We start from the raw sequence: 18,368 nt of genomic DNA, 5'->3' as shown, positions 1-18,368 counted from the left end.
GTGCATAGGGAGTTCCGGATGGATCTCCCGGCTCTTTACGGCGGGTGCCGGCGCCATGTCGGAGCTGCTTTGAGCAACCTTATATAACCAGGTCCTGCGCCAAGGTAGCGCAGGAGGATTTACCAAGAGAAGAGGCAATTCATGACTGAGCAGCAAGAACGCTATCCGGTGCCCCAGGGCTTCGCGGGGCCCAATACGGTGACGAAGGAACAATACGAGCGCCTGTATGCGGAATCCGTCAGTGATCCGGAAGGTTTCTGGCGCCAGGTGGCCAAGCGTGTGGACTGGTTCCGCGAGCCCACCGAGATCCGCGATGTCAGCTTCCTGGAGGAAGATTTCCGCATCCGCTGGTTTGCCGATGGCGAGCTGAACGTCAGTGTGAACTGCCTGGACCGCCACCTGGCCGAGCGCGGCGACAAGACCGCCATCATCTGGGAGCCGGACGATCCTTCCCAGGCCGCCCGCCATGTGACCTATCGCGAGCTTTATGAGCGCGTGTGCCGCTTTGCCAACGTGCTGCGTGCCGAAGGCGTGAAGAAGGGCGACCGCGTCACCATCTACCTGCCGATGATCGTCGATGCTGCCGTCGCCATGCTGGCCTGCGCGCGCATCGGTGCGATCCACAACGTGGTGTTCGGCGGCTTCTCGCCGACCTCCATCGCCGACCGCATTCGCGACTGCGGGGCGTCGGTTGTGATCACTGCCGACGAAGGCTTGCGCGCGGGCCGTACCATCGCGCTCAAGGCCAATGTCGATGCCGCCCTGAAGTTGCCGGGCGTGGATACCGTCAGGCGCGTACTGGTGGTGCGCCATACCGGCAATGACGTGGCCTTCGACAGCTCGATCGACCGCTGGGTGCACGAGTTGATCGACAACGTGCCGGCCGAGTGCGAACCCGAGCGCATGAATGCCGAGGACCCGCTGTTCATTCTCTATACCTCCGGCAGTACCGGCAAGCCCAAGGGCGTGCTGCATACCACCGGCGGCTATCTGGTGTATGCCGGATTCACGCATGAAAAGGTCTTCGACCTGCGCGAAAACGATGTCTACTGGTGCACGGCCGACATCGGCTGGATCACCGGTCACAGCTATATTGTTTACGGCCCGCTGGCCAATGGCGCGACTACCGTGGTGTTCGAAGGCGTGCCCAGCTATCCGGACGCATCGCGTTTCTGGAATACGGTGGATAAGCACCAGGTCACTATTTTCTATACGGCGCCTACCGCCATCCGTTCGCTGATGCGCGAGGGCGAAGGCCCGGTCAAGAAATCGTCGCGCAAGTCGCTGCGCCTGTTGGGCACGGTGGGTGAACCCATCAACCCGGAAGCCTGGCGCTGGTACTACGAGGTCGTGGGCGACAGCCGCGTACCTATCGTCGACACCTGGTGGCAGACCGAAAACGGCGGTGCGCTGATTGCGCCGCTGCCGGGCGCCATGGACCTCAAGCCGGGTTCGGCCACCAAACCGTTCTTCGGCGTGAAGCCCGCGCTGGTCAATGCCAATGGCGAAGTGCTGGACGGTCCGGGTGAAGGCAACCTGGTCATTCTGGACTCCTGGCCCGGCCAGGCGCGCTCCGTGTATGGAGACCACCAGCGCTTCATCGACACCTATTTCAAGACCTACCCCGGAACCTATTTCACCGGTGATGGCGCGCGCCGCGATAACGATGGCTACTACTGGATCACCGGCCGCGTGGACGACGTGATCAATGTCAGCGGCCACCGCATCGGGACGGCGGAGCTGGAGAGCGCGCTGGTCGAGCACCCGCTGGTGGCTGAAGCAGCTGCCGTCGGCTTTGCACACGACCTGAAGGGGCAGGGCATCTACGTGTACGTCACGCTGGTGGCTGGCCACGAGGGCAGCGAGGAGTTGCGCAAGGAACTGGTCGCGCACGTACGCAAGATCATCGGCCCGATCGCCACGCCGGACCACCTGCAATGGGCCCCGGCATTGCCCAAGACTCGCTCCGGGAAAATCATGCGCCGCATTCTGCGTAAAATCGCAGAAAACGCGCCGGATCAACTGGGCGACACGACAACGCTGGCCGACCCGTCCGTGGTCAACGACCTGCTGGAAGGCCGTCGCGTGCCGTAGCATTCCTGTCGGCCCTTCTTGGTTACCAGCAAGCGGGGCGGCAAGATGTTCCGGACGCAGCAGGAACGCGGCGCTGGCTCAGCCCAGGCCGCGGACCCAGGAGCCCATGCTGCCTTTCCAGGGTAGCGTGGGTTCCGGTGTCGCAATGCATCGCGGCAAAGGGCCGGGGACACATGAAAGAACTATTACTTGCTGACGACCACCCGCTGTTTCGCGAGGCACTGCGGGGCGTGGTCGCGCGCGCTTTCCCGCAGACCGATATCCTGGAAGCGGACAAGCTGGAGCAGCTCTACGACCTAGTTGAATCGCATCCAGACGCGGATATCCTGCTGCTGGACCTGGATATGCCCGGCGCGCAAGGTTTCGGCGCCCTGGCACATGTGCGGGCGCTGCACCCGCAACTACCCATTGTCATTGTCTCGGCGCATGAGGATCCCGCCGTGGTGCGCCGGGCGCTGGATCATGGCGCCATGGGTTTCATTCCCAAGTCGGCCAATGCCAACCTGATGGGCCATGCGCTCAAGCAGGTGCTCGACGGCACGCCCTGGGTGCCCGAAGGCATACTGCTGGCGCCTGGCGCCGATGCCGAAGAATTGAATGTCGGCAGGCGTGTCGGCGAACTGACGCCACAACAGTTCCGCGTATTGCAGATGGTGGTGGCAGGCAGGCTGAACAAACAGATTGCCGACGATCTTGGCGTTTCCGAGGCGACCGTCAAGGCGCATATGACGGCCATCATGCGCAAGCTGGGGATTTCCAACCGGACCCAGGCTGTGGCTTTGGTTGCCAGGCTGGGCCTGGCCCATGAAAACGGCGAAGGGTTCGAGCAGCATTTGGCGGTTTGAACCGATCGTCTTGGCTTTCCTGTGTGTCAGGCGGCAGGGCCGGTTTTGCCACGTATGTGGGCCAAGCCTTCCCTGGGCAGGCCAAGCGGCCCCAGCGCTTCCATGAAGCGCGCCATTAATTGCCCAATGAATGCCATGATGTTTTCTTCTCCCGGGAAGCCCGGACGCCGGGCCTGGCGCGTCACGTAGAGCGTACGCTGCAGTGCCGGGTTGGCGATGCGCAAGCCTATCAGCGTGCCCTGCTTGAGTTCCTGCATGACGCTGCCATAGGGCATGATTCCGGCTGCCTTGCCTTTGGAAATCAGGCTTTTCATCATTGAGATGGACGAGGCCTCGAAGTCTATGCGCAGGGAGTGGCTCAGATTTTCAGCGGCGGTGAGTACCAGTTGGCGTGCCGGGTCGCGGTCTCCTGCCAGAACCAGGGGGTGTGTCAAGGCTTCCGGTAGGTCGATGTAGCCACTCTTGCGATCGTGAATGGTATCGAGCAGGCCAGCCTGGGGCGCAGCAACGAACAGCAGGTCTTCATCCAGCAGGGGAATGCGCAGCAAACCCGGTTTGTCGGCGACGCCGTAGGCGATTGCCAAGTCGATTTCGTCGCGCTCCAGCGCATCGACCAGCACATAGCTCATTTCCTCGACGATGCTCAGGTGCATGTCCGGCATGGCGGCGTGTGCGGCAATGAAGAGATCGCTACCCAGTACGTTCGCCAGTCCGGGGGTGACACCCAGTACCAGTGTGGCCTTGTCCAGTCCGGCATGCGACATGATCTCGGTGCGGGTCTCCTCGACTTGTCGCAGGATATCCGTGGCGCGTTCGTAGAGCAGGCGGCCGGGGTGGGTGGGCAGCACACCGCGCGAGTGCCGAACCAGTAGCGGCACCCCGAGTTCGTTTTCAAGCTGCCTGATCTGCAGGCCCAGTGCCGGTTGGGCAACATAGAGCTGCTCCGCTGCCCGTGTCATATTGCCGGTTTCGATGACTTTGGCAAAGTAACGCAATTGACGCAAGTTAATGATTGTCTCCTTGGGCCAGGGGAACAGTTATGCCTGATTCCATCCCTGTCTGGCCAACATATTTAAAAAGAATCCCCCCACATTCGGGTCGCTGATGCTGACGCCAGATGGCCCGCTTGCGCTGCTTGCCATGCTGTTCAGGCATGGCAGCTGCCAAGAATACCCAAGAATATTGTAGGGGGATGCGCCTGTTGCCTGTATGCCCATGTGGCCAGGGGAAGATGGCCCGGCGGCGTGATGCAGCGCTGGCGAGGGTTTGCCGAGGAAAACTTTTTGCTTTGGACTCACCCATGGAAACGGTATTGGATCGTGTCGGCCCGCCTGCCTAAGATGCCTGACAAGAGTGGGGATACCAGTCAATCGAGGAGTTCAAGGTGGCGATGGATCAGGATATGGCGGGGCCTTTGCCGGACACCGCAATGGTGTTGCCGGAGCATAGGGCGTTGTTCTATGGCGGTGCGTGGCATGACGCGGCGCAAGGCCGTACGTTTGAAGTGTTCAGTCCGGGAAGCGGTGTTTCGCTGGGCCGGGTGCCGGACGCAGCGGACGAAGATGTGGACGCTGCCGTGGCAGCGGCACGCCAGGCTTTTCCGGGATGGCGGGATACGGCGCCTGCCGCTCGGGCGCAATGCCTGCGGGCAGCGGCGCAGATCGTGCGCGAACATGCCCAGGCGCTGGCATTGCTGGATGCGCTGGACTGCGGCAATGCCTTCCAGGCGTTATTGGGTGACGCCGCCATCGCTGCCGCGCAGCTGGATTTTTTTGCAGGCCTGGTCACGGAAATCAAGGGCGATACCATTCCTATGGGGGCGGACAGGCTCAATTATTCGCTGCGTGAGCCCTTGGGCGTGGTGGCGCGTATCGCCGCTTTCAACCATCCATTCATGTTTGCTGCGGGCAAGATGGCTGCGCCGCTGGCCGCTGGCAATACCGTGGTGATCAAGCCGCCGGAGCAGGCGCCGCTCTCCGCCTTGCGGCTGGCCGAGTTGCTGCAGGATGTTTTCCCTCCCGGTGTGTTGAATGTGGTTTGCGGCAGTGGCAAGGACACGGGCAGGCGCCTGGTGCGTCATCCTGATGTCGCCAAGGTCGGGTTGATCGGCAGTGTGGCGGCAGGCAAGGCGGTCATGCGCGATGCGGCGGATACGCTCAAGCCCTTGCTGCTGGAACTGGGTGGCAAGAATGCGCTGATCGCACGGCCGGATAGCGATCCGCAGGCGGTGGCTTGCGCCGTGGTAGCGGGCATGAACTTTGCCTGGTGCGGCCAGTCTTGCGGCTCCACCAGCCGGGTGTTTCTGCATGACGACATCCATGACGAGGTATTGCGTTTGCTGCCTGCGCAATTGGCCCGTTTTCGTCCTGGAAAGCCAGAGTCGCCGGCGACCGCCATGGGGGCGATCGTGGATGAACGTCAGCATGCACGCATCCTGGCATTCATCAAGCAGGGCCAGGAACAGGGCGCGCAATTGATCTACGGCGGCAATGTGCCGACTGAGCCGGCCTTGGCTGGCGGGTTTTATATCGAACCCACGGTCTTTACCGGCGTCACGCCTGCAATGGCACTGGCGCGCGAAGAGATCTTCGGGCCGGTCCTCTCGATCTTGCGTTGGCATGACGAGGCCAGCCTGTTGCGTGACGTCAATGGTCTGGATCTTGGGCTGACGTGTTCGATCTGGACCCGCGACCTGTCCGCGGCATTGCGCCTGGCACATGCCGTTGAGGCAGGCTATGTCTGGGTCAATGAGGTTGGGCGGCATTTCCTGGGCGCGCCATATGGCGGTTTCAAACAATCTGGTACCGGGCGTGAAGAATGCCTGGAGGAGTTGCTGGCGTTTACCCAAAGCAAGAATGTGCATGTGCGTTTTGATCGCACGGGGGGATCAGCCGCTGGACAAGGAGGAGTTGAGGAATGACAACGACGAAGAATGAGCAGCCTGTCGGGTTGCCCGCCGATGCTGGCGTGGATGAAGGCAGGAAACTGGAGCAGCCCGTGGGCATGGGCGCGCAGGGCGCAGTGTTTGGCAGCGATGTCATCGCGGAAACATTGCGGGCGATGGATATCCCATATATCGCCTTGAACCCCGGGGCGAGCTTTCGCGGCTTGCATGACAGCCTGGTGAACTACCTGGGCAACGTCAAGCCCTCCTTGCTGTTGTGCCTGCATGAAGAGCATGCGGTTGCTATTGCGCATGGCTATGCGAAGGTGACGGGCAAGGCCATGGCGGCTGCAGCGCATTCCAATGTGGGCCTGTTCCACGCCACGATGGCGGTTTTCAATGCCTGGTGCGACCGCATGCCACTCTTGTTGATTGGCGCGACCGGGCCGGTGGATGCCTCGCATCGTCGTCCATGGATCGAGTGGATCCATACCGCCAGGGACCAGGGGGCGATAGTCCGGCCCTATACGAAGTGGGATGATCAGCCTGCTTCGCCAGCAGCTGCGAGTGAAGCATTGATGCGTGCGATGTGGCTGGCGGAAACCGCGCCCAAGGCGCCGGTCTATATCAATCTGGATGCCGGCCTGCAGGAGCAGCCTTTGGATCGCATGCCGGAACCGCTGCCCGAAGCGCGCTATCGGCCCCAGGTCAGTGCCGGGGTGTCTGTGCGCCAGGCGCGTGAACTGGCGGAAATATTGTCAGGTGCGGAGAGGCCTGTGATTCTGGCGGGACGCGTGTCGCGGTGCGAGCGCGCCTGGGCCGCGCGCATTGCATTGGCCGAAGGCTTGGGCGCCAGGGTGTTGACGGATCTCAAGGTGGGCGCGGCATTCCCGACCGATCATCCCTTGCATGCCGGAGCGCCAGGCATCTACGCCACGCCTGAAGCCCTGGAGGCAGTGCGGCAAGCCGACGTCATCCTGAGCCTGGACTGGGTGGATCTGGCCGGGCTGGAACTGGCTGCGTATGGGCGGCAAGCGCCGCGCGCCACGGTCATCCAGGTTTCGCAGGACTATACGGTCCATAACGGCTGGAGCATGGATCACCAGGCTTTGCCGATTGCCGACGTGCATCTGGCGGCTGAGCCCGATGCGGTGGTGGCGGCTTTGGTCGATGAAATGGGCTTCGATGCGACACGCCAGGACGAAGAGGTTTTGCCGGCCAGGGCGCTGCCCAGTTTGCCGGCCCTGGATAGCGCGCTGATCACGATGGCGCATCTGGCATCGGGCTTGAGGGAAGCGGTGGGCAAGCGCAAGGTGTCCTTGGTGCACTTGCCACTGGGTTGGGATGGCGCTTTCTGGCCGTTGCGCCACCCGCTGGACTTCCTGGGTTCGGATGGCGGCGGCGGTATCGGCGGCGGGCCGGGTATTTCGGTGGGAGCCGCCCTGGCCTTGCGTGGAACGGAACGTTTGCCGGTGTGCATTGGCGGCGATGGTGATTTCCTGATGGGGGCGACAGCGCTTTGGACAGCGGTGCACTATCGGATTCCGCTGCTGTACCTGGTGGCGAACAATCAATCGTTCTTCAATGATGAAGTGCACCAGGAACGGGTCGCACGCATGCGAGGACGTCCGGTAGAGAACAAATGGATCGGGCAGCGCATGGTCGATCCGGAGATCGACATTGCCGGTCTGGCACAAGCGCAAGGCGCGCTGGGCCTTGGGCCAGTACATCGGGCGGACGAGCTGCCGGCAATACTGGCGCGTGCGATTGCACACGTGGATGCGGGAGGCGTGGCAGTGGTGGATGTGCGGACGCAGCCGGGCTATACACCGGCGATGGTCGCGTCCCTGACCACGGAGCCTGGTGCCGGCAGCCAGGCGTCCGCTGCCGGGGAGGCAGGCAAATGACGTTGCAGCTTTCCTTGGCAATCGGCCCCTATGACCGCAACCAGGCCATCATTGATGGCCGGGCCCGGATTGACGGGGTGAACCCTGTCGTCATGCCGCTTTCTCCGGAAGAAATGTTCTTTCGTGCCATGCGTCATGAAGCCTTCGATGTCTGTGAACTGTCACTTAGCAGCTACGTGCTGCGCACTGCCAGGGGCGACTGCCCGTATATCGGTGTGCCCGTCTTTCTGTCACGTGCCTTCAGGCATTCCAGCATTATCGTGCGCTCGGACAGTGGGATACGGAAGCCAGCCGATCTTGTCGGCAAGCGGGTCGGGACGCCGGAATGGCAGTTGACGGCGAATGTCTGGACGCGTGCCTTCCTCGAAGAGGATTTTGGCGTGCATGCTCGCCAGATCCACTGGTTCAGGGGGGGCTTGGAAGAGCCTGGCCGGGTGGAAAAAGTGAAATTGGCGCTGGCGCCCGATATCGTGGTGGAGGACATTGGTCCTGGCGATACCTTGCGCGAGATGCTGGATAAGGGGGCGATTGACGCTTTCATGGGGCCGCGTGCGCCGACCAGCTTCCAGCCGGGCAACCCTGCGCTGAGGTGGCTGTTCGACGACCCCACTGCGGAGGCGCTGGCATTTCATGAGCGTACTGGCATTTTCCCGATCATGCATTTGCTGGGGGTGCGCAAGGAGCTGGCGGCGGCTCATCCCTGGCTGCCGGTAGCCCTGCAAAAAGCCTTTACCCTTTCCCGGGACATGGCGCTGGATGCGTTGGCGGATACCTCCGCCACCAAGGTCACATTGCCCTTCGTGGAAGAGCAACTGCGTCGTGCGCACGAATTCATGGGCCAGGATTTCTGGCGCTATGGCCTGGATGGCAATCAGGATGCGCTGACATATTTTCTGCGTCATCACCATGCCCAGGGGCTATCGCAGCGGCAGGTGGCGCTGGATGAACTGTTTCATCCGGCTACCTTGGAAAGTTATCGGATTTGAAGGGGGCGGCGTGTGCGGCAGCCTGGCTTGCAGTCTGCTTTACGCCTGCTACAGAGAAAAAAAAGAGGAGATAGCCATGAATCAAAGCAAACCCGTCGTGCTGGTCTTGAATGGGCCCAATACCAATCTTCTGGGGGAACGAGACCCCTCGCTGTATGGCGGCGCCACCTTGCCCGACGTCGAGCGTGTGACGCGTGCGCATGCCTTGGCGCGAGGCCTGGAGATTGATTTCCGGCAGTCCAACCACGAGGGCCAGTTGATCGACTGGATTCACGCGGCTCGTGGCAAGGTCGCAGGCGCCATCATCAATCCTGCCGCCCTGACGCATACATCCATGGCGATTCCTGATGCACTGCGCATCCTGGGGGTTCCGTTGGTGGAGCTGCACTTCGCGAATGTCTACCGCGACCCGGCCAAGGTGGAGCGGCAGCGGTCATATGTGCGTCCGGTGGCAACGGGTGTCATCCTGGGCTTCGGGCCTGGTGGCTACCTGTTGGCGGTTGATGCAGTGCACCAGCAACTGTTCCCGCCGGTGTTCCGCCAGGAGCAGGCGTCATGACGGCAGAAGGGTGCGACTATCTGATCGTGGGTGCAGGGCCTGCCGGCTGCGTGCTTGCCAACCGTTTGTCCGAGGACCCCGCCAACCAGGTGATATTGCTGGAAGCGGGCCCGCGTGATTGGCATCCGTTTATCCATATTCCGGCAACCTGCCTGTTCCTGCAACATGATCGTCGGTTTAACTGGATGTACATGAGCGAGCCGGAGCCCGGGCTGGACGGGCGGCGCATCAAGTATTCGCAAGGCAAGGTGCTCGGCGGCTCCAGTTCCATCAATGGCATGCTGCATGTGCGTGGCCAGCCTGCCGAGTATGACCGCTGGGCGGACGAAGGCTGCACAGGCTGGCGCTACGCCGATGTCTTGCCTTATTTCAAGCGTTCAGAAAGCTTCCAGGGCGGCGAGGATGCCTATCGTGGGCGCAGCGGTCCCCTGGGCGTGAGCCGCCAGGACAATCCGCATCCCTTGACGCTGGCGTTTGTCGAAGCGGCGGCCAGCCTGGGGTTTCCTGTCAATGAAGACATGAACGGCCCCCGGCGCGAAGGCGTGGCGCTGTTCCAGCAGAACAGGCGGGGGCGCTTTCGCGCCAACCCGGCGCAAACGTATTTGAGGCAGGCGCGCAAGCGCCGGAATCTGCGCATCATCAGTGAAAGCCTGTGCCGCGACGTGGAGTTCGAGCAGGGGCGGGCATGCGCGGTACGTTACCTGCAGCGGGGCCAGGAACGGCGGATTGTCGTTCGGCGGGAGGTCGTGATCAGCGCGGGGACCATCGGGTCGCCGGCCATCCTGCAGCGTTCCGGGATTGGCGCGGCGGAACGCTTGCAGGCCTTGGGTATTCCCGTCGTGCGGGACGCACCCGCCGTGGGCCAGAATCTGCAGGACCATTTCCTGGTGCGCGTAGCGCACAGGGTGCAGGGCATTGCCACGCTCAACGAGCGCACGCGTGGCCTCACGGCAGCCTGGGAGGCAATGAATTTTGCCGTCAAGGGGCGTGGCCTGCTCACGGCAGGAGCCGGCGCCGCCGCCTTGTTTTTCAAGGCTACGCCTGACTCTGCATGGGTGGATGCGCAGTTGAGTTTCGCACCCGGCAGCTTTGCAGCGCCCGGAGAGCTTGAGAAAGAACCGGGTATGACGGTGGGCGCTTGGCCGTCTTATCCGGCCAGCCGGGGGGCTGTCCATATCCGCTCTGCCGATCCCTGCGAACCACCGGAAATCCGTCCTAATTATCTTTCCGATGAGGCTGACCAGCGCAACCTGGTGGCGGCGCTCAGGATGGCGCGCCGCTTGCTTGATTCACCGGCGTTGGCACGATGGAGTCATGGGGAAACGATCCCTGGCAGCCAGGTGGAAAGCGATGACGAGATCCTGGCGTTTGCCAGGGAAAAAGGAATTTCCGGTTTGCACCTGGTGGGGACGTGCGCCATGGGTGACGGGCCGGATTCAGTGGTGGATGCAAGGCTGCGCGTGCGCGGTGTGCAGGGGCTGCGGGTGGTGGATGCATCGGTGATGCCCGCCTGCCCTTCCGGCAATTCACATGCGCCTACCGTGATGATAGGCGAGAAAGCGGCAGACATGATTTTGCAACGGCAGTGAGGGGGCGCTGCGCCAAAAGTGCTGTCCTGTTGCGGGATGGCCAGCCGCAGGCGTTTCTTTCGCGGCGCATGAAATAAGAAGAAAGGAGACAAAAAATGAGAGCAGTGCTTGGTGTGTCCGGCGACCGTGCCGGTCTGGGCAAAGGAGAGACAATATGAGTTTTGCGATAGTCGGGCTATTTCTGGCGATGTTGATCCTGGGAATGCCCTTTGCCTTTGCCATGGGCTTGGCAGCTTTGCTGGGTACGGTGCTCGGGGGCGGGTTGGATGCGCTGATCCAGTTTCCCATCATCGCCTACCAGATGCTGAATACGTCGACGTTCATGGCGTTGCCTTTGTTCATTCTGATGGGAACGCTGATTTTCCATGGCCGCATTGGCGACGAATTGTTCGCCCTGGCCAGTAGTTTCCTGGGGCATATACGCGGTGGCCTGGCGATCTCTTCCGTGGTGGCCTGCGCACTGTTCGCTGCGATTTCCTCATCCAGCCTGGCGACGGCTGCCACGATCGGCAGTATTGCCGTGCCGGCCATGCTGAAGGCGGGCTACCCGCGCAAGCTGGTGTTCGGGCCCGTGGCAGCGGGTGGGACGCTGGGTGTTCTGATTCCGCCCAGTGGCGTCATGATTCTTTATGGTGCCGTGACGGAAGTGTCGGTGGGCGACCTGTTCCTGGCCGGTATCGTGCCGGGCTTGATCCTGACCTTGCTGTTTTGCGGCATGACGGCTTTCCTGTTCCGCAACGATACGTCGCTGCGCCCGCCGAAGGCGACCTGGGCCGAGCGTGGCGCTGCCTTGAAGAAAGCCGGTTGGGCCTGCTTCCTGTCGCTGTCCGTCCTGGGTGGCTTGTACAGCGGCCTGTTCACACCCAACGAGGCAGGCGCCTTCGGCGTGGTCATGGCCTTGATCGTGACGGTTCTCATCAAGCGGACGATCACATGGCAGCAACTGCCCAAAGTGATGCTGGAAGGCACCAAGTTCTCGGGCTTTATCCTAGGCGCCATCGTGGCTTCTTCGCTGTTCAACCATTTGTTGATCGAGATGCGAGTGATTGAATCACTGACGCATTTCGCGCTGTCCGCTGATGTGTCGCAGACCACGGTGTTGATCATCATCGCCGCGCTGCTTGTCTTCCTGGGCATGTTCTTCGAGGTTTCGCCGCTGGTGCTGATCATTTCGCCGGTGCTGTTCCCGATCATTACTGCCATGGGGATAGACCCGGTCTGGTTCGGCGTCTTCCTGGTGGTCGCCATCGAGAGCGCCTTCCTGACTCCGCCTGTGGGGATGAACCTGTTCATCATCCAGGAGATCGGACGGCGATATACCAACACGACGTTTCGTGAAGTGTTGATGTCGACTTCGCCCTATCTGTTCTGCTTGTTGGCCATGCTGGTGCTCTTGCTGGTCTTCCCTGGCATGACGCGGGTTTTCCTGTAAGCGGACGATAAGGAGGAGATGAATATGTATGGCTTTCTATATTCCATTTGCCGCCTGGCGGGCGTGATTGCCGCAGTGCTGCTGGTCACGGTGGCGGGCATCGTGACCTATGAAATCGTGGCGCGCTATCTGGGCATGCCCACGCGATGGGTGCACGACCTGGCGATTTTCCTGGTGATCATCGCGGCATTCCTGGTGCAGGCGTCCGTCATGCTGGAGGATGCCCATGTGCGGGTGGATGTGTTCGTCGAAATGATGTCGTCGAAATGGCAGCGCGTCTGCTTCAGGGCGACGCTGGCCTTTGCCTTGCCCTATGTGGCGGCGATGGCGTGGAACGGCGGTGTGCTGGCGCTGGACGCCTGGGAAACGGGCCGCATGACGCCGGGGTTGTTCCGCATGCCTTACTGGATACCGTACTCAGCCATTCCGCTGGGGTTCGGCTTGTTGTTCATTGCCATGGTGCTGCAGATATGGCGCCCGCGCCGTGCATCCGAGAAAAGCGTGCAGCAGGAAGAAGCAAAGTAGCAGGCAGGTGATGGCCAGCCTGGAAAAACGAGTGGGCAGTTCTTTGTGGCAGTTCATTTTCGATACATATAACGGAGGAGACTATGAAAACAATCTACCGATCCCTGGCCGCGTTGTGCCTGGCGGCGCTGACGGTTGCGCCGGGTGCTGGCCTGGCTGATGACCGCAAGGTGCTGAAGCTGGCGCATCATTCGCCGGTATCCAATCACCTGTCGCGGGTGGCTGATGCCATGGCCAAGCATTTCAATGAAAAAAGCAGCCAGTACCGCATGGAAGTGTTTGGCGCAGGCACGCTGTATACCGAGAAAGGACTGGTCAATAGCGTGTCGTTCGGTGCCGTCGACATGATTTTCGCGGCATCGACGTTCTGGGAGGAAACCACGCCGGAAATGGCCGTGCTGGACTTTCCCATGCTGCTGGATAGCTATGCCAAGGCCCATGCCGCCCTGGATGGCAATATGGGCCGGGCATTGTCGTCCGCATTGGAGCGGGACAACGATATCAAGGTATTGGGGTGGATGGAGTTTGGCCTGAATGGCATGCTGCTCAACCGCGTGCGGCCGGTTCGTACGGTAGAAGACTTCAAGGGGCTGCGCCTGCGGGCGCCGAATACGTTTGCATCCATCATGCTGGAGTCCCTGGGAGCCAGTTCGGTGATCACGTCATCCAGCGAGGTCTACATGGCCCTGCAGCGCGGCACCATAGATGGCACGTTCACGGGGCCGAAGTCCGTGGTCGAACGCAAGTTTTACGAAGTGTCGAAGTACGCGACCTACCTGCCTGCTGCATTCAGCACGCAGCCGTTGGTCGTGGCCCAACGCACTTGGTCCAGGTTGGACGAGGGCACGCGAGCGCTGCTGCAGGAGACAGTCGCCATGGGGGCTGGCTTGAGCCGAGAGTGGGCCGAAGAAGACGTGCAACTGGGGATTGACGGCGCCCGCGAGCACCTGGGAATGCAGGAATTTTCGCCAGAAACATTGGCCGAAATCACAGCCCTGGCGGTTCCAGAGTCGGAAAAATATTTGAAGAAAGTCGCGGGTGACCGGGGCATGGAAATGCTGGATCTTGCACGAGCCGACGTGGCCGCGCTGGCAGACAGCCAAGAGGAGTGAGGAAGGATGGATCGTTTGTCAGGAAAGGGGCGGGTGGCCGTGGTCACGGGAGGCGCGGGCGGTATCGGTCGCGTCATATGTCGTACGCTGACGGCGCTGGGCTGGCGTGTGGTCGTTTGCGATATCAATGAAGACAGCATGAGAGACGTGGCAGCCGAGTGCGGGGCGCGGTTCTGGCGCATGGATATTCTGGACCGTGACGACGTGGAGGGAGTCGCTGACGCCATTGAAGCGGAAATGGGTCCGGTGGCGGCGGTCGTGCACGCTGCTGCCACGTTCCAGCCGCTGGCCCCGGCCGAAGACACCTCGGTGGAGGAGTGGGACCGTATCGCCCAGTTGGTGCATCGGGGCACTTTCCTGGTGGCGGTGGCATTTGGCAAGCGCATGGCTGCCAGGGGCGCAGGTTCGTTCGTGGGGGTATCCTCATGGAATGGTGTGCGGGCGGCACGCATGCATGCATATTGTTCTTCCAAGGCAGCTGTCAATTTGCTGATGGAAAGCATGGCCGTGGAATGGGGGCGTAGCGGGGTCCGTTTCAATACGGTGTCGCCTGGTGTCGTGATGACGCCCAGGGTAGCGGAACGCATTGCGACGGGGCAGCGCTATACCGTCAATCCTATCGAGATGACGGCATTGGGGCGGTTGGTGACGTCCGAGGAAGTGGCCGATACCATTGCCTTCATGGTGTCCGACATGGCTTCCGGCATCAGCGGCGCCAACTTGCTGGTGGATACCGGCACTGCCGTGACCCAGGCATGGACGCTTTTTGGCGGTATCCCTGGCGCGCGGCCGCGTCTGGCGGAGAGTACGCATGGCTAACCTTGTCATGGCATATCTCACTCTGGCGGAACTGGCGCCTGAGCAAATGGTGCGTGCAGCGGCTGAAGGCGGGTTTCGTGCCAGCGCCATCCGGTTGACCGGGCATCGTCCTGGTGACGAGTGGCCCCTGGATGTTTTCCGCGAAGCCGCTGTGGCGCAGTTGGCGGCAGTGGCTCGTGACAGTGGTTTGGCGCTGACCAGCGCATCAAGCTATCGCTTCACCGACCAAGTGCGGCCGTCCGATTATGAGCCAGTACTGGCCGCTTGCGCCCAGCTCGGTATCCATACGCTGGTTGCCAACTCTTTCCATCCTGACCGTGCGGGCGTGGCGGAGCAATTGCATGCGGTGGCAGAGTTGGGCAAGCAGTATGGCGTCCGGGTTGGCCTGGAGTTCATCCCTGTCAGCAAGATCCCTGCGCTGGAGGATGCGCTTGATGTATTGCAGCAGGCTGGTGCGGGGGACCGTCTGGGCCTGGTCATAGATGCCTTGCATTTGTGGCGCTCGGGTGGCGGGCCGGGCCAGGTGGCGAACGTCGACCCTGCCCTCCTGTTTTCCCTGCAATTGTGCGATGCCCCCTTGCGCTTGCCGCCAGGCAGCGATTTGCATGAGGAAATGCGACAGGGGAGGCTTTTGCCAGGGCAGGGCGAACTGGATTTGCGTGGGCTGATGGATGCCGTGCCTGCGCATATCGAACTGGAAATCGAAGCGCCCAATGCGCGCTACCTGGGCTTGCCGCCTGCGCAGCGTGCCCGTGAGGCGCGCGAGGCAGGCGAAGCCTTCCTGGCGAGCCTGGGGACGGGCTCAACGGCCAGATAGGCTGCACGCTGCGAGGGGTGTTTCAGGTGCTGCTGTGTTCCAGCGCATGCATCCCTACACTTTCCTGGCGTGCCGAGGCTGCGTCCAGGACCAATCCGGCAACGTCCAGCAGGTTGCGCAGTTCCAGCCAGGCCAGGGACAGCGTTACCGGTCGTGTCGCAGCCAGGAAGGAATGGCGCAGCTGGCCCAATTCCAGGCTGGCCCGCGCCATGCCCGCAGGGGTGCGAAGAATGCCTGCGCCTTGCCACATGAGGTGCTGCAGGGTGCGGCGCGCCTGGGCGCAGCGCGTATCATCCCATGTGCTGTGCGGCGCAGGCTCGGGTATGGCATGGCTTCTCAGAACTGAGCGGCAATGCATGGCCTCGCCAAGCTGGTCGTCAGCCATGTCTGGCGTTCGATTGCCCAAAAGGGCATCGCGTGCGCTGGCGCGCCCCATGACGACGCACTCCAGCAGCGAGTTGCTGGCCAGCCGGTTGGCGCCATGCAGGCCCGTGCTGGCGCATTCACCGATGGCGTAGAGGCCAGGCAGGCTGGTGCGTCCGTTCAGGTCGGTGCGGATGCCGCCGCAGGCATAGTGCGCCAAGGGGGCGACGGGAATGGGTGTCGTGGCGGGGTCTATGCCGTATGAACGGCACAATGCCATGAGGTTGGGGAAATGGCTGGCCAGGAAACCTGGGCTGCGATGGCTGATGTCCAGGTCGACATGGTCCAGCTTGTGGTCTTGCATTTCGCGGTAGATGGCGCGGGCCACGATGTCTCGCGGGGCCAGTTCCGCGCGAGCATCGTGGCGGGGCATAAAGCGGTCGCCGTCAGGCAGGCGCAGCAGCGCGCCTTCGCCGCGCATGGCTTCGGAGATCAGGGGCGTGCGTCCATTCTGCTGGCAATTTTCCACTGCCAGGCCGGTGGGGTGGAACTGGATGAATTCCATGTTTTCGATGACGCACCCTGCGCGCCAGGCCATGGCTACGCCGTCTGCGGTCGCGCCGGCGGGATTGGTGGTACGAGGGTAGAGTTGCCCGCTGCCGCCCGTTGCCAGCATGGTATGCGGTGCCAGCAGAGGCCGGATGGTGCCGCGGTCCAGGTCGATGGCAGTGATGCCCTGGCAGTGTTGATGCTGGCCTGGCTCGGCGATCAATAAGTCTATGGCGGCGTGCCCGCCCAGCACGGTGATACCCGGGTGCCTGGCAATGTGCGGCCAGAGTGCCTCCATCACGGCATGGCCCGTGGCGTCGGCCGCATGCACGATGCGGCGTTGGCTGTGTCCGCCTTCGCGCGTCAGGTGCAGGCAGCCGTTTTCCTGGCTGAATGGCACGCCCATGGCTTGCAGCCAGGCGATGGCCGCGCCTGCTTGCGACAGGATGCCTGTCGTATGGCCGATATCGCAGAGCCCCGCGCCGGCGATTATCGTGTCTTCGACGTGAGCGGCAATGCTGTCATCCTGCGCCAGCACGGCGGCAATCCCCCCTTGGGCATGGTAGCTGGCGCTGTGTTCAGGAGCTTGCTTGAGCACCAGAGCAATGCGCCAGTGCGCAGGCAGGTGCAGTGCGGCAGTGACGCCGGCAAGGCCGCCGCCGACGATGATGGCGTCAAAACGCTGCGGCGCGGTATGGGTAGGTTCAGGCTGCGCCCACATGGCTGTAAAGCTCCATATCTTGTTCGAGGTCGCCGCTGGCCTGCACGCGCGCCTGGCGCGCGGCGGCAAAGTCCAGCATGCGGGTGATGGGCAGGCGGGCGGCCTGCGCCAGGGCCGGTTCCAGCGTGATTTCACCCTGGCCGTGTTCCAGCGCGTTGGCCAGGCCTGCCAGGCCGTTCATTGCCATCCAGGGGCAGAAGGCGCAGCTTTTGCAGGCGGCGCTGTTGCCCGCGGTTGGCGCCGCCAGGAAAGTCTTGCCAGGGGCGCGCATGCGCATTTCGTGCAGGATGCCCATGTCTGTGGCGACGATGAAATGCGTGGCGTCCAGTTCGGTCGCCGCCTGGATCAGGCGCGTGGTGGAGCCGACGACATCCGCCTGGCTGACCACCGAGTCTGGTGATTCCGGATGCGCCAGCACTTTCGCGTGCGGGTATTCCTGGCGCAGCGTTTCGAGTTCGAAACCCTTGAACTCATTGTGGACCAGGCATGAGCCCTGCCACAGCACCATGTCGGCACCGGTCTGGCGCTGGATGTAGCTGCCCAGGTGGCGGTCCGGCGCCCACAGGATCTTCTCGCCGCGCGCGTGCAGGCTGGCGACGATATCCAGCCCCACCGAGGAGGTAACCACCCAATCGGCCTGGGCTTTCACGGCGGCGCTGGTATTGGCATAGACCACTACGGTGCGATCCGGGTGCAGTGCGCGGAAGGCGCGGAACTCGTCTGCGGGGCAACCCAGGTCGAGCGAGCAGGTGGCGCTCAGGTCGGGCATCAGGATGCGTTTTTCCGGGCTCAGAATGCGCGCAGTCTCGCCCATGAAGCGAACGCCGGCGACAACGATGGTGGCGGCATCGTGGTCGCGGCCGAAGCGCGCCATTTCCAGCGAATCTCCCACGCAGCCGCCGGTTTCCCGAGCGAGATCCTGCAGGTCTGCATCGACATAGTAGTGCGCGACCAGTACGGCATTTTCCCGATGTAGCAGGGTCTTGATGCGGGTGCGGTAATGCTCGCGCAGGCTGTCATCCAGTGGCGGCGGCACAGTGGCCCAGGCGCTGCGGGTGGAGCAGGCTGAGCCTGCAGCCGGTGCGCTGGCGTGCGTGTCGTAATCGAACCAGCGGCGGAGGGCATCGGGACTGGCGGCAGTTGGCATGGCAGGGTTCCTTTTATGC

15 protein-coding genes are annotated in these 18,368 nt (G+C 62.4%); 12 read left to right on the top strand and 3 right to left on the bottom strand.

All coding sequences use genetic code 11. From position 1 onward, the window contains the following. The first annotated feature begins 141 nt into the window (after positions 1–141). Positions 142–2,094: an acetate--CoA ligase gene (gene acs, locus EV679_RS14375; protein WP_130487587.1), complete on the top strand. Its 1,953-nt coding sequence runs from the start codon at positions 142–144 to the stop codon at positions 2,092–2,094. Between the two features lie 173 nt (positions 2,095–2,267). Continuing rightward, positions 2,268–2,939 carry a response regulator transcription factor gene (locus tag EV679_RS14370; protein ID WP_130487586.1) on the top strand — a complete coding sequence of 224 codons (672 nt, stop codon included), beginning with the start codon at positions 2,268–2,270 and terminating at the stop codon, positions 2,937–2,939. Positions 2,940–2,965: 26 nt separating this feature from the next. On the opposite strand, the gene EV679_RS14365 is transcribed toward EV679_RS14370, so the two are convergent. After that, entirely contained in the window at positions 2,966–3,943 is a 978-nt protein-coding gene (locus tag EV679_RS14365) for a LysR family transcriptional regulator (RefSeq protein ID WP_130487585.1), read from the bottom strand. Between the two features lie 386 nt (positions 3,944–4,329). On the opposite strand from EV679_RS14365, the gene EV679_RS14360 reads away from it, so the two are divergent. The 10 genes from EV679_RS14360 to EV679_RS14315 all read left to right on the top strand — a co-directional run bounded on the left by EV679_RS14360 (position 4,330) and on the right by EV679_RS14315 (position 15,569). Continuing rightward, complete coding sequence (locus EV679_RS14360) at positions 4,330–5,859, top strand: aldehyde dehydrogenase family protein (RefSeq protein ID WP_207224947.1); 1,530 nt, start codon at positions 4,330–4,332, stop codon at positions 5,857–5,859. Next, complete coding sequence (locus EV679_RS14355; RefSeq protein ID WP_242611503.1) at positions 5,856–7,730, top strand: thiamine pyrophosphate-binding protein; 1,875 nt, start codon at positions 5,856–5,858, stop codon at positions 7,728–7,730. Before EV679_RS14360 ends, EV679_RS14355 begins: the two co-directional genes overlap by 4 nt. After that, positions 7,727–8,716, top strand: coding sequence for a PhnD/SsuA/transferrin family substrate-binding protein (locus tag EV679_RS14350; protein ID WP_130487584.1), 990 nt, complete (start codon positions 7,727–7,729; stop codon positions 8,714–8,716). The genes EV679_RS14355 and EV679_RS14350 overlap by 4 nt, the downstream gene beginning before the upstream one ends. Before the next feature lie 76 nt (positions 8,717–8,792). Continuing rightward, the gene (locus EV679_RS14345) at positions 8,793–9,275 is read left to right on the top strand and encodes a type II 3-dehydroquinate dehydratase (protein ID WP_130487583.1); all 483 of its coding nucleotides are present in this window, start codon (positions 8,793–8,795) and stop codon (positions 9,273–9,275) included. Further along, the gene (locus EV679_RS14340; protein ID WP_130487582.1) at positions 9,272–10,864 is read left to right on the top strand and encodes a GMC family oxidoreductase; all 1,593 of its coding nucleotides are present in this window, start codon (positions 9,272–9,274) and stop codon (positions 10,862–10,864) included. The genes EV679_RS14345 and EV679_RS14340 overlap by 4 nt, the downstream gene beginning before the upstream one ends. 154 nt (positions 10,865–11,018) lie before the next feature. Then, complete coding sequence (locus tag EV679_RS14335; RefSeq protein WP_130487581.1) at positions 11,019–12,296, top strand: TRAP transporter large permease; 1,278 nt, start codon at positions 11,019–11,021, stop codon at positions 12,294–12,296. A 24-nt stretch (positions 12,297–12,320) separates the two neighbouring features. Next, positions 12,321–12,821: a TRAP transporter small permease gene (locus EV679_RS14330; RefSeq protein WP_165390060.1), complete on the top strand. Its 501-nt coding sequence runs from the start codon at positions 12,321–12,323 to the stop codon at positions 12,819–12,821. 83 nt (positions 12,822–12,904) lie between these two features. After that, the gene (locus EV679_RS14325) at positions 12,905–13,933 is read left to right on the top strand and encodes a TRAP transporter substrate-binding protein (protein ID WP_130487579.1); all 1,029 of its coding nucleotides are present in this window, start codon (positions 12,905–12,907) and stop codon (positions 13,931–13,933) included. 6 nt (positions 13,934–13,939) lie between these two features. Continuing rightward, the gene (locus tag EV679_RS14320) at positions 13,940–14,752 is read left to right on the top strand and encodes an SDR family NAD(P)-dependent oxidoreductase (RefSeq protein ID WP_130487578.1); all 813 of its coding nucleotides are present in this window, start codon (positions 13,940–13,942) and stop codon (positions 14,750–14,752) included. Between the two features lie 7 nt (positions 14,753–14,759). Next, complete coding sequence (locus EV679_RS14315) at positions 14,760–15,569, top strand: sugar phosphate isomerase/epimerase family protein (protein WP_165390059.1); 810 nt, start codon at positions 14,760–14,762, stop codon at positions 15,567–15,569. Positions 15,570–15,591: 22 nt separating this feature from the next. On the opposite strand, the gene nadB is transcribed toward EV679_RS14315, so the two are convergent. Both nadB and nadA read right to left on the bottom strand, forming a co-directional pair. Next, positions 15,592–17,202, bottom strand: a complete 1,611-nt coding sequence (nadB, locus tag EV679_RS14310) for an L-aspartate oxidase (RefSeq protein WP_130487576.1) — start codon at positions 17,200–17,202, stop codon at positions 15,592–15,594. Further along, a complete protein-coding gene (gene nadA, locus EV679_RS14305) occupies positions 17,186–18,349 on the bottom strand; it encodes a quinolinate synthase NadA (RefSeq protein WP_068371240.1) in 1,164 nt (387 codons plus the stop codon). The genes nadB and nadA overlap by 17 nt, the downstream gene beginning before the upstream one ends. Between the last annotated feature and the right edge of the window lie 19 nt (positions 18,350–18,368).

This window comes from Kerstersia gyiorum, assembly GCF_004216755.1.
Taxonomy (GTDB): Bacteria; Pseudomonadota; Gammaproteobacteria; order Burkholderiales; family Burkholderiaceae_B; genus Kerstersia; species Kerstersia gyiorum.
The sequence above is the reverse complement of the archived record's forward strand: the minus strand, read 5'-3'. Positions and strand labels throughout refer to the sequence as shown.